The 26,594-nt window shown below is 63.6% G+C and carries 24 protein-coding genes and 1 pseudogene; 13 read left to right on the forward strand and 12 right to left on the reverse strand.

Annotated elements, in window-relative coordinates; genetic code table 11:
• Nucleotides 1-13: 13 nt before the first annotated feature.
• Both rep and ACJA3S_RS25200 read left to right on the forward strand, forming a co-directional pair.
• Nucleotides 14-2,023, forward strand: coding sequence for a DNA helicase Rep (gene rep / locus ACJA3S_RS25195; protein ID WP_170033767.1), 2,010 nt, complete (start codon nucleotides 14-16; stop codon nucleotides 2,021-2,023).
• A gap of 61 nt (nucleotides 2,024-2,084) precedes the next feature.
• On the forward strand, nucleotides 2,085-2,657 hold the full coding sequence (locus ACJA3S_RS25200; protein WP_289133416.1) for a xanthine phosphoribosyltransferase: 573 nt from the start codon (nucleotides 2,085-2,087) through the stop codon (nucleotides 2,655-2,657).
• A gap of 110 nt (nucleotides 2,658-2,767) precedes the next feature.
• On the opposite strand, the gene ACJA3S_RS25205 is transcribed toward ACJA3S_RS25200, so the two are convergent.
• The 5 genes from ACJA3S_RS25205 to dadA all read right to left on the reverse strand — a co-directional run bounded on the left by ACJA3S_RS25205 (nucleotide 2,768) and on the right by dadA (nucleotide 8,596).
• Nucleotides 2,768-4,627: an acetyl-CoA hydrolase/transferase C-terminal domain-containing protein gene (locus ACJA3S_RS25205; protein WP_406820376.1), complete on the reverse strand. Its 1,860-nt coding sequence runs from the start codon at nucleotides 4,625-4,627 to the stop codon at nucleotides 2,768-2,770.
• 227 nt (nucleotides 4,628-4,854) lie between these two features.
• Complete coding sequence (locus tag ACJA3S_RS25210; protein WP_186672959.1) at nucleotides 4,855-5,259, reverse strand: cytochrome c5 family protein; 405 nt, start codon at nucleotides 5,257-5,259, stop codon at nucleotides 4,855-4,857.
• A gap of 154 nt (nucleotides 5,260-5,413) precedes the next feature.
• Nucleotides 5,414-5,962, reverse strand: a complete 549-nt coding sequence (locus ACJA3S_RS25215) for a cupin domain-containing protein (RefSeq protein WP_144175745.1) — start codon at nucleotides 5,960-5,962, stop codon at nucleotides 5,414-5,416.
• A 109-nt stretch (nucleotides 5,963-6,071) separates the two neighbouring features.
• Nucleotides 6,072-7,145 (reverse strand): alanine racemase, encoded by a 1,074-nt coding sequence (gene alr, locus ACJA3S_RS25220; RefSeq protein WP_406820377.1) that lies wholly within the window; start codon nucleotides 7,143-7,145, stop codon nucleotides 6,072-6,074.
• Nucleotides 7,146-7,291: 146 nt separating this feature from the next.
• Nucleotides 7,292-8,596 carry a D-amino acid dehydrogenase gene (dadA, locus tag ACJA3S_RS25225; protein ID WP_200626557.1) on the reverse strand — a complete coding sequence of 435 codons (1,305 nt, stop codon included), beginning with the start codon at nucleotides 8,594-8,596 and terminating at the stop codon, nucleotides 7,292-7,294.
• A 155-nt stretch (nucleotides 8,597-8,751) separates the two neighbouring features.
• Here dadA and dadR point away from each other — a divergent pair, with 155 nt between their 5' ends.
• Nucleotides 8,752-9,240, forward strand: a complete 489-nt coding sequence (gene dadR / locus ACJA3S_RS25230) for a transcriptional regulator DadR (RefSeq protein WP_003258963.1) — start codon at nucleotides 8,752-8,754, stop codon at nucleotides 9,238-9,240.
• Between the two features lie 2 nt (nucleotides 9,241-9,242).
• Here the strand turns inward: dadR and ACJA3S_RS25235 are convergent, their stop codons facing one another.
• Nucleotides 9,243-9,596, reverse strand: a complete 354-nt coding sequence (locus tag ACJA3S_RS25235) for a YkgJ family cysteine cluster protein (RefSeq protein ID WP_186684038.1) — start codon at nucleotides 9,594-9,596, stop codon at nucleotides 9,243-9,245.
• 256 nt (nucleotides 9,597-9,852) lie between these two features.
• Between ACJA3S_RS25235 and ACJA3S_RS25240 the strand changes: the two genes are divergently transcribed.
• Nucleotides 9,853-11,145, forward strand: a complete 1,293-nt coding sequence (locus tag ACJA3S_RS25240) for an NAD(P)/FAD-dependent oxidoreductase (protein WP_406820378.1) — start codon at nucleotides 9,853-9,855, stop codon at nucleotides 11,143-11,145.
• Between the two features lie 142 nt (nucleotides 11,146-11,287).
• Here the strand turns inward: ACJA3S_RS25240 and ACJA3S_RS25245 are convergent, their stop codons facing one another.
• On the reverse strand, nucleotides 11,288-11,518 hold the full coding sequence (locus ACJA3S_RS25245; RefSeq protein ID WP_170033779.1) for a DUF1127 domain-containing protein: 231 nt from the start codon (nucleotides 11,516-11,518) through the stop codon (nucleotides 11,288-11,290).
• A 177-nt stretch (nucleotides 11,519-11,695) separates the two neighbouring features.
• Between ACJA3S_RS25245 and ACJA3S_RS25250 the strand changes: the two genes are divergently transcribed.
• On the forward strand, nucleotides 11,696-13,126 hold the full coding sequence (locus ACJA3S_RS25250; protein ID WP_406820379.1) for a PLP-dependent aminotransferase family protein: 1,431 nt from the start codon (nucleotides 11,696-11,698) through the stop codon (nucleotides 13,124-13,126).
• A 60-nt stretch (nucleotides 13,127-13,186) separates the two neighbouring features.
• Nucleotides 13,187-14,740, forward strand: coding sequence for a phospholipase D family protein (locus tag ACJA3S_RS25255; RefSeq protein WP_406820380.1), 1,554 nt, complete (start codon nucleotides 13,187-13,189; stop codon nucleotides 14,738-14,740).
• Between the two features lie 119 nt (nucleotides 14,741-14,859).
• On the opposite strand, the gene ACJA3S_RS25260 is transcribed toward ACJA3S_RS25255, so the two are convergent.
• Entirely contained in the window at nucleotides 14,860-15,999 is a 1,140-nt protein-coding gene (locus tag ACJA3S_RS25260) for an MFS transporter (protein WP_406820381.1), read from the reverse strand.
• Nucleotides 16,000-16,099: 100 nt separating this feature from the next.
• Nucleotides 16,100-17,593, reverse strand: coding sequence for an aldehyde dehydrogenase (locus ACJA3S_RS25265; RefSeq protein WP_406820382.1), 1,494 nt, complete (start codon nucleotides 17,591-17,593; stop codon nucleotides 16,100-16,102).
• Between the two features lie 196 nt (nucleotides 17,594-17,789).
• Between ACJA3S_RS25265 and ACJA3S_RS25270 the strand changes: the two genes are divergently transcribed.
• Complete coding sequence (locus ACJA3S_RS25270) at nucleotides 17,790-18,149, forward strand: cupin domain-containing protein (protein WP_406820383.1); 360 nt, start codon at nucleotides 17,790-17,792, stop codon at nucleotides 18,147-18,149.
• 170 nt (nucleotides 18,150-18,319) lie between these two features.
• Here the strand turns inward: ACJA3S_RS25270 and rpmG are convergent, their stop codons facing one another.
• Nucleotides 18,320-18,475, reverse strand: coding sequence for a 50S ribosomal protein L33 (gene rpmG / locus ACJA3S_RS25275; protein ID WP_003253507.1), 156 nt, complete (start codon nucleotides 18,473-18,475; stop codon nucleotides 18,320-18,322).
• Between the two features lie 10 nt (nucleotides 18,476-18,485).
• The gene (rpmB, locus tag ACJA3S_RS25280) at nucleotides 18,486-18,722 is read right to left on the reverse strand and encodes a 50S ribosomal protein L28 (RefSeq protein WP_003258972.1); all 237 of its coding nucleotides are present in this window, start codon (nucleotides 18,720-18,722) and stop codon (nucleotides 18,486-18,488) included.
• 361 nt (nucleotides 18,723-19,083) lie between these two features.
• Here rpmB and ACJA3S_RS25285 point away from each other — a divergent pair, with 361 nt between their 5' ends.
• On the forward strand, nucleotides 19,084-20,691 hold the full coding sequence (locus tag ACJA3S_RS25285) for an ABC transporter substrate-binding protein (protein WP_406820384.1): 1,608 nt from the start codon (nucleotides 19,084-19,086) through the stop codon (nucleotides 20,689-20,691).
• Nucleotides 20,692-20,814: 123 nt separating this feature from the next.
• Here the strand turns inward: ACJA3S_RS25285 and radC are convergent, their stop codons facing one another.
• On the reverse strand, nucleotides 20,815-21,495 hold the full coding sequence (gene radC, locus ACJA3S_RS25290) for a DNA repair protein RadC (RefSeq protein WP_186684030.1): 681 nt from the start codon (nucleotides 21,493-21,495) through the stop codon (nucleotides 20,815-20,817).
• 128 nt (nucleotides 21,496-21,623) lie between these two features.
• Here radC and coaBC point away from each other — a divergent pair, with 128 nt between their 5' ends.
• From coaBC to ACJA3S_RS25315, 5 genes and pseudogenes are all read left to right on the forward strand, one after another.
• Nucleotides 21,624-22,835 carry a bifunctional phosphopantothenoylcysteine decarboxylase/phosphopantothenate--cysteine ligase CoaBC gene (coaBC, locus tag ACJA3S_RS25295; RefSeq protein ID WP_003253409.1) on the forward strand — a complete coding sequence of 404 codons (1,212 nt, stop codon included), beginning with the start codon at nucleotides 21,624-21,626 and terminating at the stop codon, nucleotides 22,833-22,835.
• 5 nt (nucleotides 22,836-22,840) lie between these two features.
• On the forward strand, nucleotides 22,841-23,296 hold the full coding sequence (dut, locus tag ACJA3S_RS25300) for a dUTP diphosphatase (protein WP_186684029.1): 456 nt from the start codon (nucleotides 22,841-22,843) through the stop codon (nucleotides 23,294-23,296).
• 144 nt (nucleotides 23,297-23,440) lie between these two features.
• Nucleotides 23,441-24,808: pseudogene (locus ACJA3S_RS25305) on the forward strand (phosphomannomutase/phosphoglucomutase); the annotation flags it as partial.
• Nucleotides 24,809-24,838: 30 nt separating this feature from the next.
• Nucleotides 24,839-25,744 (forward strand): acetylglutamate kinase, encoded by a 906-nt coding sequence (gene argB / locus ACJA3S_RS25310; protein WP_170033798.1) that lies wholly within the window; start codon nucleotides 24,839-24,841, stop codon nucleotides 25,742-25,744.
• A gap of 160 nt (nucleotides 25,745-25,904) precedes the next feature.
• Nucleotides 25,905-26,585, forward strand: a complete 681-nt coding sequence (locus ACJA3S_RS25315) for a CsgG/HfaB family protein (RefSeq protein ID WP_186684027.1) — start codon at nucleotides 25,905-25,907, stop codon at nucleotides 26,583-26,585.
• Nucleotides 26,586-26,594 lie beyond the last annotated feature (9 nt).

Consider the following 26,594-nt stretch of genomic DNA (forward strand, 5'->3'; position numbering starts at 1 on the left):
TCCGGTTTCTAGCATGTCCCGACTCAATCCCCGGCAGCAGGAAGCCCGTGACTATGTCGGCGGCCCTCTTTTGGTGCTCGCCGGTGCAGGTTCGGGCAAGACCAGCGTGATCACGCGCAAGATTGCCCACCTCATCCAGAACTGCGGCATCCGTGCCCAGTACATCGTGGCGATGACCTTCACCAACAAGGCCGCCCGCGAGATGAAGGAACGGGTCGCCACCCTGCTGCGCCCGGGCGAAGGCCGCGGCCTGACGGTGTGCACCTTCCACAACCTTGGCCTGAACATCATCCGCAAGGAGCACGAGCGCCTGGGTTACAAGCCGGGCTTCTCGATCTTCGACGAGTCCGACATCAAGGCGTTGCTGTCGGACATCATGCAGAAGGAATACTCCGGCGACGACGGCATCGACGAGATCAAGAACATGATCGGTGCCTGGAAGAACGACCTGGTCCTGCCGCCCGAGGCCCTGGAAAAGGCGCGCAACCCACGCGAGCAGACCGCCGCCATCGTCTACACCCACTACCAGCGCACGCTCAAGGCGTTCAACGCGGTGGACTTCGACGACCTGATCCTGCTGCCGGTCAAGCTGTTCCAGGAGCACCCCGACGTGCTGGAGCGCTGGCAGAACCGCGTGCGCTACCTGCTGGTGGACGAATACCAGGACACCAACGCCAGCCAGTACCTGCTGGTGAAGATGCTGATCGGCATGCGCAACCAGTTCACCGTGGTCGGCGACGACGACCAGTCGATCTATGCCTGGCGTGGTGCCCGGCCGGAAAACCTCATGCTGCTCAAGGAGGACTACCCCTCCCTGAAGGTGGTGATGCTGGAGCAGAACTACCGCTCCACCAGCCGCATCCTGCGTTGCGCCAACGTGCTGATCGCCAACAACCCGCACGCGTTCGAGAAGCAGCTGTGGAGCGAGATGGGCGTAGGCGACGAGATCCGCGTGATCCGCTGCAAGAACGAGGAAGCCGAGGCCGAACGCGTGGCCATGGAAATCCTCACCCTGCACCTGCGCACCAACCGCCCCTACAGCGACTTTGCCATCCTCTACCGGGGCAACTACCAGGCCAAGCTGATCGAACTGAAGCTGCAGCATCACCAGGTGCCGTATCGCCTGTCGGGCGGCAACAGCTTCTTCGGCCGCCAGGAAGTCAAGGACCTGATGGCCTACCTGCGCCTGCTGGTGAACCCGGACGATGACAACGCCTACCTGCGGGTGATCAACGTACCGCGCCGGGAAATCGGCTCCACCACCCTCGAAAAGCTTGGCAACTACGCCACCGAGCGCGGCATCTCGATGTATGCCGCCAGCGAGGAGCTGGGCCTGGGCGAGCACCTGGACGCCCGCTATACCGAGCGTTTGCAGCGCTTCAAGCACTGGCTGGACGGGGTGCGCCACAAGGTGGCCCTGGAAGACCCGATTGCCGCACTGCACGAGATGATCCGCGACATCGACTACGAGAACTGGATCCGCCAGCAGACCGCCAGCGACAAGGCTGCCGAGTTCCGCATCAGCAACGTCTGGTTCCTGGTCGAAGCGCTGAAGAACACCCTCGAAAAGGACGAAGAGGGTGACATGACCATCGAGGATGCCATCGGCAAGCTGGTACTGCGCGACATGCTCGAGCGCCAGCAGGAAGAAGAAGAGAACGCCGAAGGCGTGCAGATGATGACCCTGCATGCTTCCAAGGGCCTGGAGTTCCCCTACGTGTTCATCATGGGCATGGAAGAGGAGATCCTCCCGCACCGCTCCAGCATCGAGGCCGACACCATCGAAGAGGAACGCCGCCTGGCCTACGTGGGCATCACCCGCGCGCGCCAGACCCTGGCCTTCACCTTCGCCGCCAAGCGCAAGCAGTACGGCGAAATCATCGACTGCACGCCCAGCCGCTTCCTCGATGAACTGCCGCCGGAAGACCTGGCCTGGGAGGGCCTGGACGATGCGCCGGTCGAGGTCAAGGCGGCACGCGGCAATAACGCCCTGGCGGATATCCGGGCGATGCTCAAACGCTGATCAACCATTACTCTTTACTATTGCCGCGTACAGCGGCCACCTTTGTTTCGAGGTAAACACAGTGGAAGCACTGCACCAGAAGATTCGCGAAGAAGGCATCGTGCTTTCCGATCAGGTTCTCAAAGTCGATGCGTTTCTCAACCACCAGATCGACCCTGCGCTGATGCAGCTGATCGGTGACGAGTTCGCCCGCCGGTTCGCCGACGCCGGCGTGACCAAGATCGTCACCATCGAGGCCTCGGGCATCGCCCCGGCGGTGATGACCGGCCTGAAGCTGGGCGTGCCGGTGATTTTCGCCCGCAAGCACCAGTCGCTGACCCTGACCGAAAACCTGCTGACCGCCTCGGTGTATTCCTTCACCAAGCAGACCGAGAACACCGTGGCCATTTCGCCGCGCCACCTCAACAGCAGCGACCGGGTGCTGGTGATCGACGACTTCCTGGCCAACGGCAAGGCGTCCCAGGCACTGATCTCGATCATCAAGCAGGCCGGCGCGACGGTAGCCGGCCTGGGCATCGTCATCGAGAAATCGTTCCAGGGCGGCCGTGCCGAGCTGGACAGCCAGGGCTACCGCGTTGAATCGCTGGCCCGGGTGAAGTCGCTGGAAGGTGGCGTGGTGACTTTCATCGAATAAGGCCGCTATGCGATCTCTGTGGGAGCGGGTTTACCCGCGAATGCGATTTGGGATGCGCCATCGCATTCGCGGGTAAACCCGCCCCCACACGGGACAGTATGTCCGAGCGTTTATTTTGCAGCCTGTAAGCCCGCCAGCAGCAACCGCTGGTAAAGCTCTTCCTTCAACCCCTGCGGCTGGTCCAGCTGCATCCGCGCAAGGTGCCTCGCATAGCCCTCTGGCCCCGGTGCATCCAGTGCGGCCTTGCCCAGCTCCAGCACCTCGCTCAGCTTGAACTTGCTCTTCAACCAGTTCAGCGCCCGCAGCAAATCCCGCTCTTCCGCCGTAAAGTCCGTGCCCAGCGGGTACTCCGGGAACAGCCGCGCATGTTTCGCCCTGATCGCTTCCAACCGCTGCGGCGTGTTGTCGGTAAAGCGCGCTTCCAGTTGAAAGTCCCGGGCGAGCTTGCCGGCCTCCTTGGCCTGTTCGATCAGCCCCTGCTGGAACCGTGAATCACACACCGCCAGCAAACGTGCGATTACCTCGCTGTCGGTCTGCCCGCGCAAGTCGGCAATGCCATATTCGGTCACCACGATATCGCGCAGGTGGCGCGGAATGGTGCAGTGGCCATAGGTCCAGAACAGGTTCGAGGTCACCTCCCCGCCCGCCTCGCGCCAGCTGCGCAGCAGCAGGATCGAGCGCCCACCTTCCAGCGCATGCCCTTGGGCGACAAAGTTGTATTGGCCGCCCACGCCGCTGAGCACACGGCCATCTTCCAACTGGTCGGCCACCCCGGCACCGAGCAGGGTCATGCCGAACACGGTATTGATGAAGCGCGCATCGCGACGCTGGCGACGCTTGAGTTGCTCCTGCCCATACAACTCGTTGATGAAGCTGATGCGGGTCATGGCAAAGCGTGCCCGCTGTTCCAGCGTCATGTCACGCAGGCGCTGGTAGAAGGCCTGAGGGCCAAGGAAGAAGCCGCCATGCAGCACGCTGCCCTGCGCATCCGCCGGGCGTCGCAGCAGGCCCGCCTCAGCCAGCACCAGCAGGCCGTTGACGAACATCTCGCTGCAGCCATACAACCCCTGGGCGAAACCACCCAGCCCCCCTTCCCGTTCGATCAGCGCTTGCCATGGGCCAATATCCAGGTCATCGAGCACGGCACGGTAGCCGGCGTTGTCGCCCTGGCGCGCCAGCAGGGCGGCGGCTACCGCATCGCCCATGGCACCGATGCCGATCTGCAGCGTGCCGCCATCCCGTACCAGGCTGCTGGCATGCAGGCCGATGCAATGATCCTGGGTGCTCACCGGCATGTTCGGCGTGGAAAACAGGCGACGCTGCTCGGCTTCATCGAGCAGCAGGTCGAAGGCATCCATGGGCAGCTCGGCGTCGCCGGGCATGTACGGCAGTTCGGCATGCACCTGGCCAAGCATGAGGATGGTTTCGCCAGCGGCACGGCGCCTGGCGACCATCGGCAACAGGTCGAGGGTGATGTCGGGGTTGCACGCCAGGCTCAGGTGCACCGGCCGCTCCGGGGTGGCAGCCACCAGCTGGGCGATCAGGTTCAGGCCCTTGGCGTTGATATCGCGCGCGGCGTGGCTGTAGTTGCTGCTGACGTAGTCCTGCTGGGCAGACTCGCTGTGCAGCAGGCTACCGGGCTGCATGAAGAACTGTTCGACACGGATGTTCGGCGGCAGGCTGTCGTTGCGCAGGTCGGCGAGGTAGCTGAGTTCTTCGTAGTCGGCGAACACCCGCTCGACGAAGGGTTCGAGAAAGCGCCGCTGCAGGCCATCGCCCAGTGCTGGACGGCCGAGCGAGAGTGCGGTGTAGATGGTCAGGCGGCGCTCGGGCTGCTCGCGTACACGGGCATACAAGGCATTGACGAAAGCGACCGGCTTACCCAGACCCAGCGGCAGGCCCATGTGGATGTGGGCTGGCAAGCGCGCCAGGACCTGCTCGACAGCCTGATCGATGGAGCAGAGGTGCATCGGGGCCTCCTGAGACATCCATGGGTTCAGGGGTTGGACACGGGCCGGAAGTCATTGGTTGCCTGTGCCGGCCTCTTCGCGGCTGAAGCCGTTCCTACAAGGCCTCACGCTCCTTGAGGCCGGCGTTGTACTTGTAGGAGCGGCTTCAGCCGCGAAGAGGCCGGCACAGGCGCGCCAAAAACAAAGCCCGCCAGAATCAGGCGGGCCTTGTGCAATTCAGCGGACTCTTACAGCCCGGACATCTTCTTGATCGCCCCTTTCAGCTCATCATCCGAGCAATCCGCGCAGGTGCCTTTCGGTGGCATGGCGTTGATACCGGTGATGGCCTTGGCCAGGATGCCATCCAGGCCGCCCTGATGGTCGGCACGCTCTTTCCAGGCTGCGGTGTCGCCAATCTTCGGCGCGCCGAGCAGGCCGGAGCCATGGCAGGCATTGCAGTGCTTGGCGATGATCTGGTCCGGCGTCTTGGCACCACCGCCACCAGCGGCAGCGGCCACTTCCATGCCCTTGCATTCCTGGCCCTGCACACACACCTGGCCGACCGGCTCCAGGCGCTTGGCGATGTCATCCTTGGTCGCAGCGGTTGCGCTCATTGCCCAGAGGGCGAATACGGCTGCTGGTACGGCCAGCATCTTCTTGATTTGGTTCACGCGAACACCCTCATGGTGGCTAATCACGCTCGCGGCCACGGATCGGCGAGCGCTGAAAAGTATAGCGGGAACCCGGAGGCCGTGAAACGACCCTACGCGGGAAAGGGGTATTGCCGAATCAATGCACTGCGCTGGATCAAAAGTTAGAAGGTGTCGCCGCGCTGATCAACCGCGCCGGCCGGTCGAACGGGTTGCGAAAGCGATGTGGACGGGTACTTTCGAAGTAGTAGCTGTCGCCTTCCTCGAGAATGAAGATCTCGTTGCCGACCACCAGCTCCAGGCGGCCTTCCAGCAGGATGCCGGTTTCCTCGCCATCGTGGGTGAGCATTTCGGCACCCGTGTCGGCGCCCGGTGGGTACACCTCGGTGAGGAAGGCGATGGCGCGGTTCGGGTGCGACTTGCCGACCAGCTTCATGGTCACCGCACCGTCCGAGATATCGATCAGCTCATGCGCCTTGTAGACGATCTGCGTGGGGCTTTGAGGTTCCAGCTCGACCGAGAAGAACTCGACCATGGACATGGGAATGCCGCTCAGCACCTTGCGCAGCGAGCTGATCGAAGGGCTCACGCTGTTCTTCTCGATCATCGAGATGGTGCTGTTGGTCACCCCGGCGCGCTTGGCGAGTTCACGCTGGGACAGGCCCTTGAGCTTGCGGATGGCTTGCAGTCGTTCGCCGACGTCCAAAGCTGGAGCCTCCTGAAACGGTGGAAAAGGGGGTGGATGTGAACGATATCATGGCAATGCCGTTCAGTATTTACAACACACAGCCCCTCAACCTGTCCGCTTCAGCGTTTCATTCGCCGCAGTAGTCCCGCGGTACCCGCTTCAGGTTGCAGAAGATCTGGTAGGGAATGGTACCAGCCTGGGCAGCCACCTCGCTGGCCAGCACATGCTTGCCCCACAGTTCGACCGGGCTGCCGACAGTCGCTTCCGGTATGTCGGTGAGGTCGATGCTGAGCATGTCCATCGATACACGGCCGATCAGTTGCGTGCGCTTGCCGGCGACCAGCACCGGGGTGCCATTCGGCGCCTGGCGTGGGTAGCCATCGGCATAGCCCATGGCGACCACGCCCACACGGGTCGGCCGCGGGCTGACGAACTTGGCGCCATAGCCCACCGGCTCGCCGGCGGGCAGCTCGCGTACGCTGATCACCCGCGATTGCAGGGTCATCACCGGCTGCAGGCGTTCGGCCGCGGCCTGCGCCACCTCGAACGGCGTGGCACCGTACAGCATCAGGCCCGGGCGCACCCAGTCACTGGGTGCCTGCGGCCAACCCAGCACAGCGGGCGAATTGCGCAGGCTGCATTCGGCGGCCAGGCCTTGGCGAGCGGCTTCGAATACGGCGATCTGCTGGGCGGTAGCATCGGCATCCAGCTCGTCGGCGCGGGCAAAGTGGCTCATCAGCACGATGCGCGCAACCTTGCCACTGGCCAGCAGGCGCTGGTAGGCCTCGTGGTAATCCTTGGGGTGCAGGCCGACTCGGTGCATGCCGCTGTCGAGCTTGAGCCAGACGGTGAGCGGCTTGTGCAACTGGCTCTGCTCGATCGCCTCCAGCTGCCACAGCGAGTGCACCACGCACCACAGGTTGTGCTCGGCGATCAGCGCCAGTTCGCTGGCCTCGAAAAAGCCCTCCAGCAACAGCACCGGGGCCTTGATACCGGCGGCGCGCAGCTCCAGCGCCTCTTCGATGCAAGCCACGGCAAAGCCGTCGGCTTCGGCTTCCAGGGCCAGGGCACAGCGCACGGCGCCATGGCCGTAGGCATCGGCCTTGATCACGGCGAGGGCTTTGGCACCGGTCAGTTCACGGGCCAGACGGTAGTTGTGGCGCAGGGCCTGGAGGTCGATCAGGGCGCGGGCGGGACGCATGGCGGCTGCCTTATGGTGGTTCGGGTTGAAATCGGTGTTGGGTTCTTCGCGGGCTCGCCCGCTCCCACAGGTACTGCACAGTTTTCAACATCTGTGGTGTTCCTGTGGAAGCGGGCGAGCCCGCGAAGAGGCCGGTACAGGCGAACTTACTGCTGGTGAGCCGGCGCAGTCTGCTCATGCTTGGCCACTTCCCGGCTGTTGCCATAGCGGAAGATGTCCAGGCCTTCGGCACTGATCTGCGGCTTCTTGCGCGCAATCAGGTCGGCCAGCAGGCGACCGGAGCCGCACGCCATGGTCCAGCCCAAGGTACCGTGGCCGGTATTCAGGAACAGGTTGCGGAACGCCGTGGCACCGACGATCGGCGTACCGTCCGGGGTCGCCGGACGCAGGCCGGTCCAGAAGCTGGCCTGGCTCAGGTCACCGCCGCGAGGATAAAGGTCGTTGACGATCATCTCCAGCGTTTCGCGCCGACGCGGGTTCAGCGACAGGTCAAAGCCGGCGATTTCAGCCATGCCGCCAACCCGGATACGGTTGTCGAAACGGGTGATCGCGACTTTGTAGGTCTCGTCGAGGATGGTCGACGTCGGGGCCATGTCGGCGTTGGTGATCGGCACCGTCAGCGAGTAGCCCTTCAGCGGATACACCGGGGCCTTGATGCCCAGCGGCTTGAGCATTTGCGGCGAGTAGCTGCCCAGTGCCAGCACGTAGCGGTCGGCGGTTTCCAGCTTGCCGTCGATCCACACGCCATTGATACGGTCGCCGGCGAAGTCCAGGCGCTGGATGTCCTGGCCGAAGCGGAACTCCACGCCCAGCTTGGTGGCCATGTCGGCCAGCTTGGTGGTGAACAGCTGGCAGTCACCGGTCTGGTCGTTGGGCAGGCGCAGGGCGCCGGCCAGGATGTCTTTCACGCCAGCCAGGGCCGGCTCGACGCGGGCAATACCGTCGCGGTCGAGCAGCTCGTAAGGCACGCCGGACTGTTCGAGCACGGCAATGTCCTTGGCTGCGGCATCTACCTGGGCCTGGGTCCGGAACAGCTGGGTGGTGCCCAGGCTGCGGTTTTCGTAGGCGATGCCGGTTTCGGCCCGCAGCTCGTCGAGGCAGTCACGGCTGTACTCGGACAGGCGCACCATGCGCTCCTTGTTCACCGCGTACCGGCTGGCGGTGCAGTTGCGCAACATCTGCGCCATCCACAGGTACTGGTCGACGTCGCCGGTGAGCTTGATGGCCAACGGGGCATGGCGCTCCAGCAGCCACTTGATGGCCTTCAGCGGCACGCCCGGTGCAGCCCAGGGCGAGGCATAGCCGGGCGAGATCTGGCCAGCGTTGGCAAAACTGGTTTCCATGGCCACCGCCGGCTGGCGGTCGACCACCGTTACTTCGAAACCTTGCCGGGCCAGGTAGTAGGCACTGGCGGTTCCGATTACACCGCTACCAAGTACCAGAACTCGCATCGTTTTATTCCTCGCACGCGGCGCACCGCAGTCTTTGTTGAAATGGCATGGATGCGCGCAGTATAGGAATTTGAAGGCAGTGCAATTCACTATATAAAAGCCTATTATTGGCGAGAATTCTCGGCGAAATCGCCTTTCACGGAGGGGCATCTCCTATGCGAACCCAGCACCAGAGCAAGCGTGAGCTGGACAAGATCGACCGCAACATCCTGCGTATCCTGCAGAACGACGGGCGTATTTCCTTCACCGAACTGGGCGAGAAAGTCGGGCTGTCCACTACCCCATGCACCGAGCGGGTTCGCCGCCTGGAGCGCGAGGGCATCATCATGGGCTACAACGCCCGCCTGAACCCGCAGCACCTCAAGGGCAGCCTGCTGGTGTTCGTGGAAATCAGCCTGGACTACAAGTCGGGGGATACCTTCGAGGAGTTCCGCCGTGCGGTGTTGAAACTGCCACACGTGCTGGAGTGCCACCTGGTTTCGGGCGACTTCGACTACCTGGTGAAGGCGCGCATTTCGGAAATGGCCTCGTACCGCAAGCTGCTTGGCGACATCCTGCTGAAGCTGCCGCACGTGCGCGAATCGAAGAGCTACATCGTGATGGAAGAAGTAAAGGAGAGCCTCTGCCTGCCGATTCCGGACTGAGGCTAGACCAGCACCTGGCGCGTGGTGGCGATGAACTGGTGGACCAGCTGCTCGGCGGCAGGGTCGATCATCTGCTCCGGGCCACGGCCCCGCGGGCAGGCCAGGCGCGGGGTGGTGCCGAACAGCCGGCAGATCATCGGCCGCTCTTCGTAGACGGTGCAGCCGTTGGGGCCCAGGTGCACGCAATCCAGGCGCTCTAGGGCAGCGTCCTGCTCGGCCTGCGACTTGCGCGGCAGGCGCGCCATTTCTTCTGCCGACGTGGTGACCGGGCCGCAGCAGTCATGGCAGCCGGGTTCGCACTCGAAGGACGGGATGAGTTCGCGCAGGAAATGGATCTTGTGGCGGTTGCAGGACATGGCTGAATACAACGTAGGGAACCTGGCCGGATTATAGGCTCACCGGCGCCTTGCAGGAGCGGCCTTGTGTCGCGAAAGGGCCGCAGCGCGGCCCCGGCATCCCTGACACGAAGCTGAAAGCCTGGGGCCGCTTCGCGACCCATCGCGACACTAGGCCGCTCCTACAACTGGCGGCGCAAGCCAGGCCAAGCGGTTGCCCACCCCACAGCCCCGGCTTATCCTCCTCCCCTTGCCCACCAGCTTCAGGACCGAGCCAATGATCCACAGCGCGCAGCACGCCGCCTCCTACTACGCCGCCAGCAGCGCGCCACACCCCGATCACTCTTTCCTGCAAGGCGAACACAACGCCGATGTGTGCATCGTCGGCGGTGGTTATTCGGGCCTGAACACCGCCATCGAGCTGGCCGAGCGCGGCTTCTCGGTCATCCTGCTGGAAGCCCGCAAGCTCGGCTGGGGCGCCAGTGGGCGCAATGGCGGCCAGCTGATCCGCGGCGTCGGTCATGGCCTGGAGCAGTTCGCCCCGGTAATCGGCGAGGAAGGCGTACGCAGCATGAAGCTGATGGGCCTGGAGGCTGTGCAAATCGTCCGCGAACGGGTCGAAAAGCATGCCATCGCCTGCGACCTGACCTGGGGCTACTGCGACCTGGCCAACAAACCTGCCGAGCTGCTGGGCTTTGCCGAAGACGCCGAAGAACTGCGCAGCCTGGGCTATGCCCATGAACTGCGCCTGGTCGGCAAGGACGATATCCACAGCGTGGTCGGCGCCGACTGCTATGTGGGCGGGCTGGTCGACATGGGCTCCGGGCACCTGCACCCGCTCAACCTGGCCCTGGGTGAAGCCGCCGTGGCCAGCCGCCTGGGCGTGCAGCTGTTCGAGCAGTCCGAGGTCACCCGCATCGACTATGGCCCTGAAGTACAGGTTCATACCGCGCAGGGCCGGGTGCGGGCCAAGACCTTGGTCCTGTGCTGCAATGCCTACCACAACAACCTCAACCGCGAACTGGGCGGCAAGGTACTGCCGGCTGGCAGCTACATCATCGCCACCGAACCGCTGGGCGCAGAGCGTGCCCGCACACTGTTGCCGCAGAATATGGCGGTGTGCGACCAACGGGTAGCCCTGGACTATTACCGCCTGTCCGCCGACCACCGCCTGCTGTTCGGCGGCGCCTGCCATTATTCAGGGCGTGACCCCAAGGACATTGCCGCCTACATGCGGCCGAAGATGCTGAAGGTATTCCCGCAACTGGCCGATGTCCGCATCGACTACCAGTGGGGCGGCATGATCGGCATCGGCGCCAACCGCCTGCCACAGGTCGGCCGCCTGGCCAGCCAGCCGAATGTCTATTACGCCCAGGCCTACTCCGGCCATGGGCTGAATGCCACGCACCTGGCCGCGCGCCTGTTGGGCGAGGCCATCAGCGGCCAGGAGAGCGGGCGTTTCGACCTGTTCGCCAAGGTGCCGCACATCACCTTCCCCGGCGGCCAGCACCTGCGCTCGCCACTGCTGGCGTTGGGGATGCTGTGGCATCGCCTGAAAGAGCTGATCTGAAGCGTAACAGCGGCCTTGTGTCGCGAAAGGGCCGCATAGCGGCCCAGCAATACCTGCGGTGACACTGGAGGCTTGGGGGCGCTACGCACCCCTTTCGCGACACAAGGCCGCTCCTGCACCGACCGAGCGGCACCTGCGGTGACTAGTCTTTCCAGAAGGGTTTGCGCCCTTCTGTACGCGCCTGTTCCCAGCTCAGCCCGACGTCGCGCAACTCATCGTCAGTCAGTTGCAGCAACGCCCTGCGGGTATGCCAGCGATGCAGCATCAGCCCCCAACGTCCCAACCCTTGCGGCGCGTTGAACACCTTGGCCTGCTGCCCGGCTTCCAGCTCCTTGGCCAACAGTTGCAAGCGCACATCGCTCATGCCACCCATCGCTGCGTTCTCCGTTCGATTGATACCGTGGAGAAAGCATGCGCGCTGCGAGCACCGGCAATACAGATCCAATACAGCCTTATTATTCCCATACAGAATTGGCCGCTGGCTGACTGAATGCTGTATTTTCAACGCAACTGTACCGGTCGCTATGCCAATGCAGCGCAGGAGTATGCCGTGACCCTCTACCTGAGCCTCGCCGAGCTGCTCGGCGCCCGTATCGAGCAGGGCCTCTACCGCCCCGGCCAGCGCCTGCCGTCGGTGCGCGCCCTGAGTGTGGAGCACGGGGTCAGCCTGAGCACCGTGCAGCAGGCCTATCGCATGCTGGAAGACAGCGGCATGGTCTCGCCGCGGCCCAAGTCCGGCTACTTCGTCAGCAACCTCCGCCAGCTGCCTGCCCTTCCCGCCGTCAGCCGCCCGGCCCAGCGCCCGGTGGACATTTCACAGTGGGAACAGGTGCTGGAACTGGTGCGCAGCACGCCGCGCCAGGATGTCGTCCAGCTCGGTCGCGGCATGCCCGACATCGACAGCCCCACCCTCAAGCCACTGCTGCGCAGCCTCGCCCAGCTGAGCCGAAGGCAGGACATGCCAGGCCTGTACTACGACAACATCCACGGCAACCTGGCCCTGCGCGAGCAAGTGGCGCGGCTGACGCTCGACTCTGGCTGCCGCCTGGGCCCGGCCGACCTGGTGGTGACCACCGGTTGCCATGAGGCGCTGTCGTGCAGCATCCGCGCGGTATGTGAACCCGGCGACATCGTCGCAGTCGACTCGCCGAGCTTCCATGGGGCCATGCAGACCCTCAAGGGCCTGGGCATGAAAGCCCTGGAAATCCCGACCGACCCAGTCACCGGCATCAGCCTGGAGGCGCTGGAGCTGGCCCTGGAACAATGGCCGATCAAGCTCATCCAGATCACCCCCAACTGCAACAACCCGCTCGGCTACATCATGCCCGAGGCGCGCAAGAAGGCCTTGCTGAGCCTGGCCCAGCGCTACGATGTGGCCATTCTCGAAGACGATGTGTACGGTGACCTGGCCTACACCTACCCGCGCCCGCGCACCCTCAAGTCTTTCGACGACGATGGCCGCGTGCTGCTGTGCAGCTCGTTCTCCAAGACCCTCGCCCCCGGCCTGCGGATAGGCTGGGTGGCGCCCGGGCGTTACCTGGAACGCGTGCTGCACATGAAGTACATCAGCACCGGCAGCACCGCCAGCCAACCACAGCTGGCCATTGCCGACTTCATCGCCGCCGGGCACTACCAACCCCATGTGCGGCGCATGCGCAGCCAGTACCAGCGCAGCCGCGACCTGATGAGCGACTGGGTGACCCGCTACTTCCCGCCGGGCACGCGGGTCAGCCGGCCGCAGGGTGGTTTCATGCTGTGGGTGGAATTACCCGAACATTTCGATACGCTGCGGCTAAACCGCGCTTTACTGGAGCAAGGCGTGCAGGTTGCCGTAGGCAGCATCTTTTCGGCCTCGGGCAAATTCCGCCACTGCCTGCGCATGAACTTCGCGGCGCGGCCGACAGCGCAGATCGAAGCTGCAGTGCGCAAGGTCGGTGAAACCGCCCTTCGTCTACTGGATGAAGAAAACGCGGGCGCGTAACTTTGCGCCGCCCGCTACGGTCCAACCCTTCAAGCCTTCGTTGCACAGGACGATTCACCCTTGAGACTCCAGCGAGCCCTGCCTCTGCTGCTGGTGCTACTGCTCGGCCTTGCCGGCTGCGCCAGCGTCGGCACGCCCCGCGAAACCAGCCAGGCGCTGCCGGCCAACGACTCGGCCTTCGGCCGCTCGGTGCTGCGCCAGGCTGCACCGTACAGCGGCCGCTCCGGCTTTCGCCTGCTGCCCAACAGCAACGAGGCGTTCCGCGCCCGCGCCGAACTGATCCGCAACGCCCAGACCAGCATCGACCTGCAGTACTACATCGTCCACGACGGCCTCAGCACCCGCGCCCTGGTGCATGAGCTGCTGCGTGCTGCCGACCGTGGCGTACGCATACGCATCCTGCTCGACGACACCACCAGCGATGGCCTGGACGTGATCATGGGCACCCTGGATGCCCACCCGAACATCCACATCCGCGTGTTCAACCCATTGCACCTGGGCCGCAGCACCGGCGTAACGCGCGCCGTAGGCCGCCTGTTCAACCTGTCGCGTCAGCACCGGCGCATGCACAACAAGCTGTTCCTGGTGGATAACAGCATGGCCATCGTCGGCGGGCGTAACCTGGGCGACGAGTATTTCGATGCCGAGCCCAACCTCAATTTCACCGACATCGACCTGCTCGGGGTAGGCCCGACCGCCGAGCAGTTGGGGCACAGTTTCGACCAGTACTGGAACAGCGCTCTCAGCCGGCCGATCACCGACTTCCTCTGGCACGACCCGGATGCCAGCGACCTGAGTGCCAGCCGCCACCGCCTGGAAGTGTCGTTGGCCGAAGCCAGGACCCAACGTAAAGCCTTGTACGACCGTTTGATGGCCTACCAAGCCCAACCGCGCCTGGACGTGTGGCGCAACGAACTGATCTGGGCCCACGCCCAGGCGCTGTGGGATGCACCAAGCAAGGTGCTGGCTGATGACGAACCGGACCCGCAACTGCTGCTGAGCCAGCAGCTCGCGCCGGACCTGGCCAACGTGCATCGCGAACTTATCCTGATGTCTGCCTATTTCGTGCCGCGCGAGCCGGGCCTGCTGTACCTGACCGGCCGTGCCGACGCTGGCACTTCGGTGAAGCTGCTGACCAACTCGCTGGAGGCCACCGACGTGCCGGCGGTGCACGGCGGCTATGCGCCCTACCGCCGGGCCTTGCTTGAGCACGGCGTGCAGCTTTACGAGCTGCGTCGGCAACCCGGTGACCCCAGCGCCGGGCGTTTGAGTTACCACGGCAGCTCGGATTCGAGCCTGCATACCAAGGCGATCGTGTTCGACCGGCGCAAGACCTTCATCGGCTCGTTCAACTTCGACCCACGTTCGGTGCTGTGGAATACCGAGGTCGGCGTGTTGGTAGACAGCCCGGAACTGGCCGAGTACACCCGCGAGCTGGCCCAGCAGGGTATGGCGCCCGCGTTGAGCTACCAGGTGAAGCTGGTGGGCGACAAACTGGTGTGGGCGACCGAGGACCATGGCCAGCGGCACATGCTGACCTCCGAGCCGGGCGGCATATGGCGGCGGTTCAATGCCTGGATCAGCAAGGCGGTCGGCCTGGAAAAGATGCTGTAACCGGATTTGGGGCTGCTTTGCAGCCCATCGCGACGCAAGGCCGCTCCTAGCGGGGATAGCATATCGGCTGTAGCAGCGGCCTTGCGTCGCGATGGGCCGCAAAGCGGCCCCAGGTTCCATCAAGCCGATGCAGGCTCGAAAGCCCCACGCCGCCGGGTCAACACCACCAACCCCGCAGCCCCCAGCGCCATCAGCAACGGCAGCGCGTGCCCACTGAGCCACTGGCTTCCCGCCCCTGCCAGCAATGGCCCGAGCAGGCAGCCGATGCCCCACAGTTGTGCCACATGGGCATTGGCCCGCACCAGTTCATCATCGCGGTAGCGCTCGCCGATCAACACCAGCGACAAGGTGAACAAGCCCCCGGCACTGGCCCCGAACAGCACCCACAGCGGCCAGATCAGTGGCGTGTGCAGCAATAGCGGAATGACCAGGCTGGACACCAGCAAGGTCACCGCACAGCCAGTGAACAAGGCACGTCGCGACATACGGTCGGCCAGTGCGCCAATAGGCAGCTGCAACACCGCATCGCCCACCACCACGGTACTGACCATGAACAGGGCAATTTCGGTACTGAAGCCCTGCTGCAGGCAGTACACCGGCAGCAAGGTCAGGATCATCGCCTCGAACGAGGCGAACAGGGCGATGGCCCAGGCAATCACCGGCAAACGCCGGCAGAAGGCGAACAAGTCGCTGAAGGTGACACTGCAGGCTTCGGTGCTCGGTGCGCCGCCACGCCCCAGGAGAACCAGCGGTGCCACCAGTAGCAAGGCGGTAGCGGCCCAGAAGCCAAAGTCATCATCGGAGCCGAGAAAGCCGAGCACCAACGGCCCGGCCAGTTGGCTGAGGGCATAGCTGCTGCCATACAGCGCCACCAGGCGGCCTCGCCACTGCTCGACCACCAACTGGTTGATCCAGCTCTCGCCGAGGATGAACACCACGGTCAGCGACATACCGATCAGCAGACGCAAGAACAGCCACAGCGGATAACTGGGCAGCAAGGCGACCAGGCCGATCGACAGCGCTCCGCCCCACAGGCAAAGGCGCATGGCTGAAGGGACGCCGACCCAGCCAGCCAGGCGGCTGGCCAGGCTGGCGCCGACCAGTACACCCAGCGCCGGCATCGCGGCCATCACGCCAATGGCGAAGCTGCCATAGCCCCACGCCTCCAGGCGCAAGGATACCAACGGCATGCTCACGCCGAGCGCCAGCCCGACGCTGAGCACTGATGCCAGTACGGCGAAGTAGGTCCCCCAACGCATTGCAGCCTCCCAGGCAGAAATTCGAACAGCAGAAACGACGAAGCCGGGCAGCGTGAGCCTACCCGGCTATCGTTGGGGCTGCCGTGCAGCCCCCCTGGGATTACAGCTTGATCCAGGTCGCCTTCAGCTCGGTGTACTTCTCCAGCGCGTGCAGCGACTTGTCACGGCCGTTACCCGACTGCTTGAAGCCACCAAACGGCGCAGTCATGTCGCCGCCATCGTACTGGTTGACCCAGACGCTGCCAGCGCGCACGGCACGAGCAGTCTTGTGCGCCTTGGAAATGTCCGAGGTCCAGATACCCGCCGCCAGGCCATACGGCGTGTCGTTGGCGATGGCCACGGCCTCTTCGGCGGTGTCGAAGGCGATTACCGAGAGTACCGGGCCGAAGATCTCTTCCTGGGCGATCTTCATCGCGTTGGTCACGCCGTCGAAGATGGTCGGCTCGACGTAGGTGCCGCCGGTCTCTTCCAGGGTGCGCTTGCCGCCAGCCAGCAGCTTGGCGCCATCCTTGTGGCCGGCCTCGATATACGACAGCACGGTGTTCATCTGCTGGGTATCGACCAGGGCACCGACGGTAGTCTGTGGGTCCAGCGGGTTACCTGGCTTCCAACCTTTCAGGGCCTCGACCACCATGGGCAGGAACTTGTCCTTGATCGAGCGCTCGACCAGCAGACGCGAACCTGCGGTGCACACTTCCCCCTGGTTGAAGGCGATGGCGCTGGCAGCGGCCTCGGCTGCTGCCTGCAGGTCCGGGGCATCGGCGAAGACGATGTTCGGGCTCTTGCCACCCGCTTCCAGCCAGATGCGCTTCATGTTCGATTCGCCGGCATAGACCATCAGTTGCTTGGCAATCTTGGTCGAGCCGGTGAACACCAGGGTATCGACATCCATGTGCAGGGCCAGGGCCTTGCCCACGGTGTGGCCGTAGCCTGGCAGCACGTTCAGTACGCCTGCCGGGATACCGGCTTCGATGGCCAGTTGGGCGATGCGGATGGCGGTCAGCGGCGATTTCTCGGACGGCTTGAGCACCACCGAGTTACCGGTGGCCAGGGCCGGGCCGAGTTTCCAGCAGGCCATCAGCAGCGGGAAGTTCCACGGTACGATGGCAGCGACCACACCCACTGGCTCGCGGGTGACCAGGCCAAGCTGGTCATGCGGGGTGGGGGCGACTTCGTCGTAGACCTTGTCGATGGCTTCGGCGGTCCAGTGGATGGCATTGGCAGCGCCCGGGATGTCGATGCTGGAGGAGTCGCCGATCGGCTTGCCCATGTCCAGGGTTTCCAGCAGCGCCAGTTCTTCGACGTTCTTGCGCAGCAGGTCGGCGAAGCGGATCAGCTTGGCCTTGCGTTTGGCCGGGGCCAGTTGCGACCACACGCCGGAGTTGAAGGTGGCACGGGCGTTTTCCACAGCGCGGTTGGCGTCGGCCAGGTCGCAGCTGGCAACCTTGGCCAGGAAGCGTCCGTCGACCGGGCTCAGGCACTCGAAGGTTTCACCGGATGCGGCATCGGTGTATTCGCCGTTGATGAAGGCACGGCCTTCGATCTTCAGTTGCTGGGCACGCTGTTCCCAGTCCGCACGAGTCAGGGTGGTCATACGAAACTCCTCCTCTTGTTTAGGTGCAACGCCGCACTGAGGACTCGCAGGCGTTGTCAGAATTCTGGCCGGGCGACGAGCGCACACTGGCAGGCAATACCCTAAACCAGGCCGGGCAAACTATCAATATATTTGACACAGAAGCCCCAAAAGCCTACTGATGTGCATTTTATTAAACAACAACAGGAGCCGAACCATGAGCATTGCCAGCATCATCGACTTCGCCCAAGTCATCACCGAGGCCGAACGCTACCGCCCGGCGGCGGAAAAAATCCTCAAGGGCGAGCCCGACCAGGCCGTCTATAACCATTATTCCAGCCCCTGCGGGCAATTCGCCGCTGGCGTGTGGGAGGGTGAAGTGGGGCAATGGACGGTGAACTACACCGAGCATGAATACTGCGAGATCGTTCAGGGCGTGTCGGTGCTGCGTGACCAGGACGGCGAGGCCAAGACCCTGCGTACGGGCGACCGGTTTGTCATCCCGGCCGGCTTCAGGGGCACCTGGGAGGTGCTGGAGCCGTGCCGCAAGATCTATGTGATGTTCGAGCAGAAATGATCTGAGGCTGTGCCGGCCTCTTCGCGGGCTTGCCCGCTCCCATAGGGATTTCACTACTCTCAGGGGCTGTGATGTACCTGTGGGAGCGGGCAAGCCCGCGAAGAGGCCCTGACAGGCATAAAAAAACCCGCGTCCTTTCGGAGGCGGGTTTTTTTCAGGTCGCCGATCAATTACTTGATCTTGGCTTCCTTGTACACCACGTGCTTGCGAACAACCGGATCGTATTTCTTGATCTCGATTTTGTCCGGAGTGGTGCGCTTGTTCTTGTCGGTGGTGTAGAAGTGGCCAGTGCCAGCACTCGAAACCAGACGGATCAATTCACGCATGACGTTCTCCTTAGAACTTTTCGCCGCGAGCGCGCAGCTCGGCCAGCACTACGTCGATACCACGCTTGTCAATGACGCGCATGCCTTTGGCGGATACGCGCAGACGCACGAAACGCTTCTCGGATTCAACCCAGAAACGGTGGTGCTGCAGGTTCGGCAGGAAACGACGACGGGTTTTGTTGTTTGCGTGGGAAATGTTGTTCCCGGTTACTGGACCCTTACCAGTAACTTGACAGACTCTCGACATGACTCAGCCCTCTAAAACCACATGCCCAACCCGGCATGGGTTGGCCGCTTAATCTCTCAGTCTTTGGCGCCTGGGCGCCGTGATTCTGGAGGTCTTACCGACCGGATACGCTGACGCGACAGGCCGAGCCCCTAGAAAAGAGCGCTGCTTTATACCAGAAAGACTTGGCCACAACAACAGAAGATACATTTCCGGCGCCGGCCAAGCGCGCCGGGCCAGCATAGCGGCAGGCCCGGCCAGCCGTCGACCGCTCGTCGCCAGTTTTGTAAAAAAGGGTGTGGTCATTTCCCGACAGGCGCACTAGGGTAGGCCTTTTCCAGACTGCACTGGCAGATGGGCCACTGACAGCCAAGGAGCCACCATGCGTGCCGCCGCCCTTTCCTTATTGTTCAACTCCGTGTTCGCCGCCGGTGCCCTGTTTGCCGCCGGCGTTGCCCAGGCTGCCCCGCTGAGCGTCTGCAGCGAGGCCAGCCCCGAAGGCTTCGACGTGGTGCAGTACAACTCGCTGACCACCACCAACGCCACCGCCGACGTGCTGATGAACCGGCTGGTGGAGTTCGATGCGCAGCAAGGCAAGGTGGTGCCGAGCCTGGCGGCCAGCTGGACGGTATCGGCCGACGGCCTGGTCTATGACTTCAGCCTGCGCGATGACGTGAAATTCCACACTACCGCCTACTTCAAGCCCAGCCGCGCGCTGAATGCCGACGACGTGCTGTTCAGCTTCCAGCGCATGCTCTACCCCGCCCATGCCTGGCACAAGACCGCACCGGGCGGTTACCCGCATGCCCAGTCGTTGCAGCTGGGCAGCCTGATCAAGGCGATCGAGGCGCCGACGCCAAACACCGTGCGCTTCACCCTCAACCACCCGGACGCCACGTTCCTGGCCACCTTGAGCATGGGCTTCGCCTCGATCTACTCCGCCGAATATGCCGACAAGCTGCTCAAGGCCGGCACCCCGGAGAAGCTCAACAGCCAGCCGGTCGGCACCGGGCCGTTCGTGTTCCAGCGCTTCCAGAAGGACGCCATGGTGCGCTACCGCGCCAACCCGGACTATTTTGCCGGCAAGCCGGCGGTCGACCCGCTGATCTTCGCCATCACCACCGACGCCAACGTGCGCCTGCAGAAGCTCAAGCGCGGTGAATGCCAGGTGGCCTTGTCGCCCAAGCCACTGGACATTGCCGAAGCCGGCAAGGATGGCAACCTCAAGGTGGCCACCACCCCCGCCTTCATGACGGCCTTTGTCGCCATCAACAGCCAGCACCCGCCGCTGGACAAGCCGGAGGTACGCCAGGCCATCAATCTGGCCTTCGACAAGCAGGCCTACCTGAAGGCGGTGTTCGAGGATTCCGCAGTGGCCGCCAATGGGCCCTACCCGCCCAACACCTGGAGCTACGCCAAGGACCTGCCCGGCTATACGCTGGACCTGAAGAAAGCCAAGGCGCTGCTGAACAAGGCTGGCCTGGCCGAAGGCTTCAGCACCACCATCTGGACCCGCCCGTCGGGCAGCCTGCTCAACCCCAACCCCAGCCTCGGTGCACAGATGCTGCAGGCAGACCTGGCCAAGGTTGGCATCAAGGCAGAAATCCGCGTGATCGAATGGGGCGAGCTGATCCGCCGCGCCAAGGCCGGCGAGCATGACTTGCTATTCATGGGCTGGGCAGGTGACAACGGCGACCCGGACAACTTCCTCAGCCCGCAGTTTTCCTGCGCGGCGGTGCAGTCCGGGACCAACTTCGCGCGCTTTTGCGACAGCCGCCTGGACCAGTTGATCAGCGCCGGGCGCACCACCAATGACCAGAGCGTGCGCAGCCGGCTGTACCAGCAGGCGCAGGCGTTGATCCAGCAACAAGCGCTGTGGGTGCCATTGGCGCACCCGACGGCGGCGACCTTGCTGCGCCGGGACGTCGAGGGATACCAGGTGAGTCCGTTCGGGCGGGTGGACTTCAGCAAGGTCTCAGTGACCAGGTAAACCTGCACCGGCCTCTTCGCGGGCTGGCCCGCTCCCACAGGGACAGCACAACATTCAAGGTTGGTGCGATACCTGTGGGAGCGGGCGAGCCCGCGAAAAGGCCGGGACAGGCTGCACAAGTGCCTAAGCCACAATCCACCCATGCTCGACCATCGACAGCGGCTCCCCGTCACCGATGATGATGTGATCCAGCACCCGCACATCGATCAACGCCAGCCCGCGCTTCAACGACAGGGTCAGATGCACATCGTCCTGGCTGGGTTCACTATTGCCCGAGGGGTGGTTGTGGCACAGGATCAACGCCGCCGCGTTGTGCAGCAACGCCCGCCGTACCACCTCCCGCGGGTAGACACTCGCCCGGTCTATCGTGCCCCTGAACAGGATTTCAAAAGCCAACGGCCTGTGCTTGGTATCGAGAAACAGGCAACCGAATACCTCACTGGCTTCATGACGCAGCATGGCCTTGAGATAACGCCGTACCGCCGCCGGGCCTTCGAGAACCGCTGCGCGCTCGATGTTCTCATCCAGATAACGCCGGCCGATCTCCAAAAGCGCCTGTAACTGGGCATATTTAACGGCCCCTATGCCCGGCTCACGCAGTACAGCGTCGCGATCGGCTTCAAGAAACTGCCTGAGCCCGCCAAACCGCGCCAGCAGCCCTCGCGCCAGGTCCAGCACATTGCGCCCGGCAACTCCCGAGCCGAGCAGTACAGCGAGCAACTCGGCATCCGAAAGCACCGCCGCCCCACGCTGCAACAACTTCTCCCTCGGCCGCTCTTCCGCCGGCCACTCCCTGATATTCATCCCGTCCCTCTACCCTTGCTGCGGCCAATTTCGGCCCTGTGTTAATCTATTTCGCCTCGTACATGCGACGTTCTGCCGCAGGCATTCCCAAACGTCGTCGCCCGCTCTCACTGGAAAAAGGCAAGCCTATGCAGCGGCTGTATCGCAAGCGCATCGTTCTCGGCGTGGGTGGCGGCATTGCCGCCTACAAAAGCGCCGAACTGATTCGCCGACTCCTGGAGCACGGCGCGCAGGTGCGCGTCGTCATGACCCGTGGTGGTGCAGAGTTCATCACCCCGCTGACCCTGCAGGCACTGTCCGGCCACCCGGTGCACATGGACCTGCTCGACCCTGCCGCCGAAGCGGCCATGGGCCACATCGAACTGGCCAAGTGGGCCGACCTGGTGCTGATCGCGCCGGCTACCGCCGACCTCATGGCACGCATGGCCCAAGGCATGGCCGATGACCTGCTGACCACCCTGGTGCTGGCTACCGACGCCACCGTCGCCGTGGCCCCGGCCATGAACCAGGCGATGTGGCGCGATCCCGCCACCCAGGCCAACCTCGAGCTGCTCAAGAGCCGTGGCATCCAGGTGTTCGGCCCGGCATCCGGCAGCCAGGCCTGTGGCGACGTGGGCCTGGGCCGCATGCTCGAAGCCACCGACCTGGCCTGGTGTGCCGCGGAAAGCTTCAAGCGCCAGGCACTGACCGGCAAGCATGTGCTGATCACCGCCGGCCCGACCCAGGAAAATATCGACCCGGTGCGCTACATCACCAATCATAGCTCCGGCAAGATGGGCTTCGCCCTGGCCGAAGCGGCCGCAGAAGCCGGGGCTCGGGTCACCCTCGTCACCGGCCCGGTGCACCTGCCAACCCCCGACCGGGTCAGCCGCATCGACGTGGTCAGCGCGCGGGACATGCTCGCCGCCTGTGAAGCGGCCATGCCGTGCGACCTGTTCATCGCCTCGGCGGCGGTAGCGGACTACCGCCCGGAAGTCGTTGCCACGCAGAAACTCAAGAAAGATCCTACGACCGGCGACGGCATGCTGCTGCAGATGGTGCGCAATCCCGATATCCTTGCCACCATCGCCGGCCGTGCCGACCGCCCGTTCAGCGTCGGCTTCGCCGCCGAAACCGAACATTTGCTCGACTACGCCACGCGCAAGCTCAAGGACAAGAACCTCGACCTGATCGTCGCCAATGATGTGGCCAACCCCAGCATCGGCTTCAACAGCGAAGAAAACGCCTTGACCGTAATCGACCGCCAGCAGCACCAGACCCTCTTCGCGCAGACCAGCAAGGGCAAGATCGCCCGGCAACTGGTCGCCTTCATCGCCGAACGGCTCAATCAGGTTCAATAAGTTACATGCACGCTCTTCAAGCCAAGATCCTCGACCCACGCCTGGGCAGCGAATTCCCTCTGCCGCAGTACGCCACCCCCGGCTCCGCCGGCCTCGACCTGCGCGCCCTGCTCAAGGAAGACACCATCATCGAGCCGGGCCAGACCCTGCTGATCCCTACTGGCCTGTCGATCTACATCGGCGACCCAGGCCTGGCAGCGGTGATCCTGCCGCGCTCGGGCCTGGGCCATAAGCACGGCATCGTGCTGGGTAACCTGGTCGGGCTGATCGACTCGGACTACCAGGGCGAGCTGATGGTGTCGTGCTGGAACCGTGGCAACACCGCGTTCACCATCGCGGTGGGCGAGCGTATCGCCCAATTGGTGCTGGTACCGGTGGTACAGGCCCATTTCGACATCGTCGAAGCGTTCGATGAAACCCAGCGTGGCGCTGGCGGCTTCGGCCATTCTGGTAGCCACTGAGCCGACAGATGACCGTTCAGGCCAAGGATGGCGAACTCTCTGGCGAAACCACCGTCCAAGCGTTCAGTTTGCGCCTGCCCAGAAAGCCTTTGACTAATGGAGCTTCCAGAGATGAACGACATGGCCCACCTGGTACCCGCAGCACTACCAGACAGCATTTTCCGCGCGTATGACATCCGCGGCGTGGTCGGCAAGACCCTTCACGCCGAAACCGCCTACTGGATCGGCCGCGCCATCGGTGCACAGAGCCTGGCCCAGGGCGAACCGCAGGTTTCGGTCGGCCGCGATGGCCGCCTGTCCGGCCCGATGCTGGTCGAAGAGCTGATCAAGGGCCTGGTCGACGCCGGGTGCCACGTCAGCGACGTCGGCCTGGTGCCTACCCCGGCCCTGTACTACGCGGCCAACGTGCTGGCTGGCAAGTCCGGGGTGATGCTCACCGGCAGCCACAACCCGTCGGATTACAACGGTTTCAAGATCGTCATTGCTGGCGACACCCTGGCCAATGAACAGATCCAGGCCCTGCTGACGCGCCTGAAGACCAACAACCTGAGCCGCGCCGATGGCCGCGTGGAAAAGGTCGAGATCCTTGACCGCTACTTCCAGCAGATTGTCGATGACGTGAAGCTGGCGAAGAAGCTCAAGGTGGTGGTGGATTGCGGCAACGGTGCCGCTGGCGTGATCGCGCCAAAATTGATCGAAGCCTTGGGCTGCGAAGTGATCCCGCTGTTCTGCGAGGTCGACGGCAACTTCCCCAACCACCACCCGGACCCGGGCAAGCCGGAAAACCTCGAAGACCTGATTGCCAAGGTCAAGGAAACCGGCGCCGACATCGGCCTGGCCTTCGACGGTGACGGCGACCGGGTCGGCGTGGTGACCAACACCGGCAGCATCGTCTACCCCGACCGCCTGCTGATGCTGTTTGCCCAGGACGTGCTGTCGCGTAACCCGGGTGCCGAGATCATCTTCGACGTCAAATGCACCCGCCGCCTGACCCCGCTGATCGAACAGCACGGTGGCCGCGCGTTGATGTGGAAAACCGGCCACTCGCTGATCAAGAAGAAGATGAAGCAGTCCGGCTCGCTGCTGGCAGGTGAGATGAGCGGTCACATCTTCATCAAGGAACGCTGGTACGGTTTCGATGACGGCATCTACAGCGCCGCGCGTCTGCTGGAGATCCTCAGCAAGGCCGGGCAAAGCGCCGAAGACCTGTTCGCCGCCTTCCCGAACGATATTTCCACGCCGGAAATCAATATTGATGTGACCGACGAGGGTAAATTCAGCATCATTGAAGCACTGCAACGCGACGCCGACTGGGGCGAAGCCAACCTGACCACCATCGACGGTGTGCGGGTGGACTACGCCCACGGCTGGGGCCTGGTTCGCGCCTCCAACACCACGCCGGTGCTGGTGCTGCGCTTCGAGGCCGACAGCAACGCCGAATTGCAACGTATCAAGGATGTTTTCCGTGCCCAGTTGCTGCGGGTAGAGCCTAAGCTGCAACTGCCGTTCTGACCGACTATCTGTTCCTTACAGGAGCCCTGCATGACCCTCGATCGCGATGCCGCTTCCCATGTAGCCGAGGTTTTGTCCGAAGCACTGCCTTACATTCGCCGCTTTGTCGGCAAGACCCTGGTGATCAAGTACGGCGGCAACGCGATGGAGAGCGAGGAGCTCAAGACCGGCTTCGCCCGTGACATCGTGCTGATGAAGGCTGTAGGCATCAACCCGGTGGTGGTCCACGGTGGTGGCCCGCAGATCGGCGACCTGCTCAAGCGCCTGTCGATCGAAAGCCATTTCATCGACGGCATGCGCGTCACCGACGCGGCGACCATGGATGTGGTGGAGATGGTGCTGGGCGGCCAGGTCAACAAGGACATCGTCAACCTGATCAACCGCCACGGCGGCAGCGCCATCGGCCTGACCGGCAAGGACGCGGAGCTGATCCGCGCGCGCAAGCTGACCGTCAGCCGCAAGACGCCGGAAATGACCACTCCGGAAATCATCGACATCGGCCATGTCGGTGAAGTGGTGAGCGTGAACACCGACCTGCTGAACATGCTGGTCAAGGGCGACTTCATCCCGGTCATCGCGCCAATCGGTGTGGGTGCCGACGGTGAGTCGTACAACATCAACGCCGACCTGGTGGCGGGCAAGGTGGCCGAGGCACTGAAGGCCGAGAAGCTGATGCTGCTGACCAACATCGCCGGCCTGATGGACAAGCAGGGCCAGGTACTGACCGGCCTGACCACCGAGCAGGTCAACGAACTGATCGCCGACGGCACCATCTACGGTGGCATGCTGCCGAAGATCAAGTGCGCGCTGGACGCGGTGCAGGGCGGCGTGAACAGCTCGCACATCATTGACGGCCGTGTGCCGAATGCGGTGCTGCTGGAGATCTTCACCGACAGCGGCGTGGGTACCCTGATTACCAACCGCAAGCCGCGCTGACAGCCCACTACTCCCTATCGCCGGCAAGCCGGCTCCCACAGCGATTGCACTGACCGAGGTTGGTGCAGGGCTTGGGGGCCGGCTTGCCGGCGATGCTTTTTGTGGCAAACACTGTCAGAATGCCACCTCGCTTCAATTTGATCTTTTCTGGAGAAACTGCGTGAAATACGCATCACAAGGACTCGTGCTGGCAGCCGCCCTGGCTGTCGGGTCCATCGCCGGCTGCGCCACCGAAACATCCACCGCTGTTGCCGTACAACAGGTTGAAAGCGTCAGCCGCCCCTACAGCGGTGTACGCGCACCGATTGCCGTCGGCAAGTTCGACAACCGTTCCAGCTACATGCGCGGCATCTTCTCCGATGGCGTCGACCGCCTCGGCGGCCAGGCCAAGACCATCCTCATCACCCACCTGCAGCAAACCAACCGCTTCAATGTGCTCGATCGCGACAACATGGGCGAGATCCAGCAGGAAGCCGCGATCAAGGGCCAGGCCCAGCGCCTGAAAGGTGCAGACTTCGTGGTGACTGGTGACGTTACCGAGTTCGGCCGCAAAGAGGTTGGCGACCACCAGCTGTTCGGCATTCTCGGCCGCGGCAAGACCCAGATCGCCTACGCCAAGGTGGCGCTGAACATCGTCAACATCAGCACCTCGGAAGTCGTCTACTCCAGCCAGGGTGCGGGGGAATACGCCCTGTCCAATCGCGAGATCATCGGCTTTGGTGGCACCGCCAGCTACGACTCCACGCTCAACGGCAAGGTGCTCGACCTGGCCATGCGCGAAGCCGTCAACAAGCTGGTGAACGCAGTTGAAAGCGGCCAGTGGAATCCGAAGGCCCAGTAACAGATTTTT

Source organism: Pseudomonas sp. KnCO4 (assembly GCF_045344305.1).
Taxonomy (GTDB): Bacteria; Pseudomonadota; Gammaproteobacteria; order Pseudomonadales; family Pseudomonadaceae; genus Aquipseudomonas; species Aquipseudomonas anuradhapurensis.

Coding starts and splice junctions, on each gene's coding strand:
- rep (WP_170033767.1), top strand. CDS start 14: ATGTCCCGACTCAATCCCCGGCAGCAGGAAGCCCGTGACTATGTCGGC.
- ACJA3S_RS25205 (WP_406820376.1), bottom strand. CDS start 4,627: ATGCACCTCTGCTCCATCGATCAGGCTGTCGAGCAGGTCCTGGCGCGC.
- ACJA3S_RS25210 (WP_186672959.1), bottom strand. CDS start 5,259: ATGCTGGCCGTACCAGCAGCCGTATTCGCCCTCTGGGCAATGAGCGCA.
- alr (WP_406820377.1), bottom strand. CDS start 7,145: ATGCGTCCCGCCCGCGCCCTGATCGACCTCCAGGCCCTGCGCCACAAC.
- dadA (WP_200626557.1), bottom strand. CDS start 8,596: ATGCGAGTTCTGGTACTTGGTAGCGGTGTAATCGGAACCGCCAGTGCC.
- dadR (WP_003258963.1), top strand. CDS start 8,752: ATGCGAACCCAGCACCAGAGCAAGCGTGAGCTGGACAAGATCGACCGC.
- ACJA3S_RS25235 (WP_186684038.1), bottom strand. CDS start 9,596: ATGTCCTGCAACCGCCACAAGATCCATTTCCTGCGCGAACTCATCCCG.
- ACJA3S_RS25240 (WP_406820378.1), top strand. CDS start 9,853: ATGATCCACAGCGCGCAGCACGCCGCCTCCTACTACGCCGCCAGCAGC.
- ACJA3S_RS25245 (WP_170033779.1), bottom strand. CDS start 11,518: ATGGGTGGCATGAGCGATGTGCGCTTGCAACTGTTGGCCAAGGAGCTG.
- ACJA3S_RS25260 (WP_406820381.1), bottom strand. CDS start 15,999: ATGCGTTGGGGGACCTACTTCGCCGTACTGGCATCAGTGCTCAGCGTC.
- ACJA3S_RS25265 (WP_406820382.1), bottom strand. CDS start 17,593: ATGACCACCCTGACTCGTGCGGACTGGGAACAGCGTGCCCAGCAACTG.
- ACJA3S_RS25270 (WP_406820383.1), top strand. CDS start 17,790: ATGAGCATTGCCAGCATCATCGACTTCGCCCAAGTCATCACCGAGGCC.
- rpmG (WP_003253507.1), bottom strand. CDS start 18,475: ATGCGTGAATTGATCCGTCTGGTTTCGAGTGCTGGCACTGGCCACTTC.
- rpmB (WP_003258972.1), bottom strand. CDS start 18,722: ATGTCGAGAGTCTGTCAAGTTACTGGTAAGGGTCCAGTAACCGGGAAC.
- ACJA3S_RS25285 (WP_406820384.1), top strand. CDS start 19,084: ATGCGTGCCGCCGCCCTTTCCTTATTGTTCAACTCCGTGTTCGCCGCC.
- radC (WP_186684030.1), bottom strand. CDS start 21,495: ATGAATATCAGGGAGTGGCCGGCGGAAGAGCGGCCGAGGGAGAAGTTG.
- coaBC (WP_003253409.1), top strand. CDS start 21,624: ATGCAGCGGCTGTATCGCAAGCGCATCGTTCTCGGCGTGGGTGGCGGC.
- dut (WP_186684029.1), top strand. CDS start 22,841: ATGCACGCTCTTCAAGCCAAGATCCTCGACCCACGCCTGGGCAGCGAA.
- argB (WP_170033798.1), top strand. CDS start 24,839: ATGACCCTCGATCGCGATGCCGCTTCCCATGTAGCCGAGGTTTTGTCC.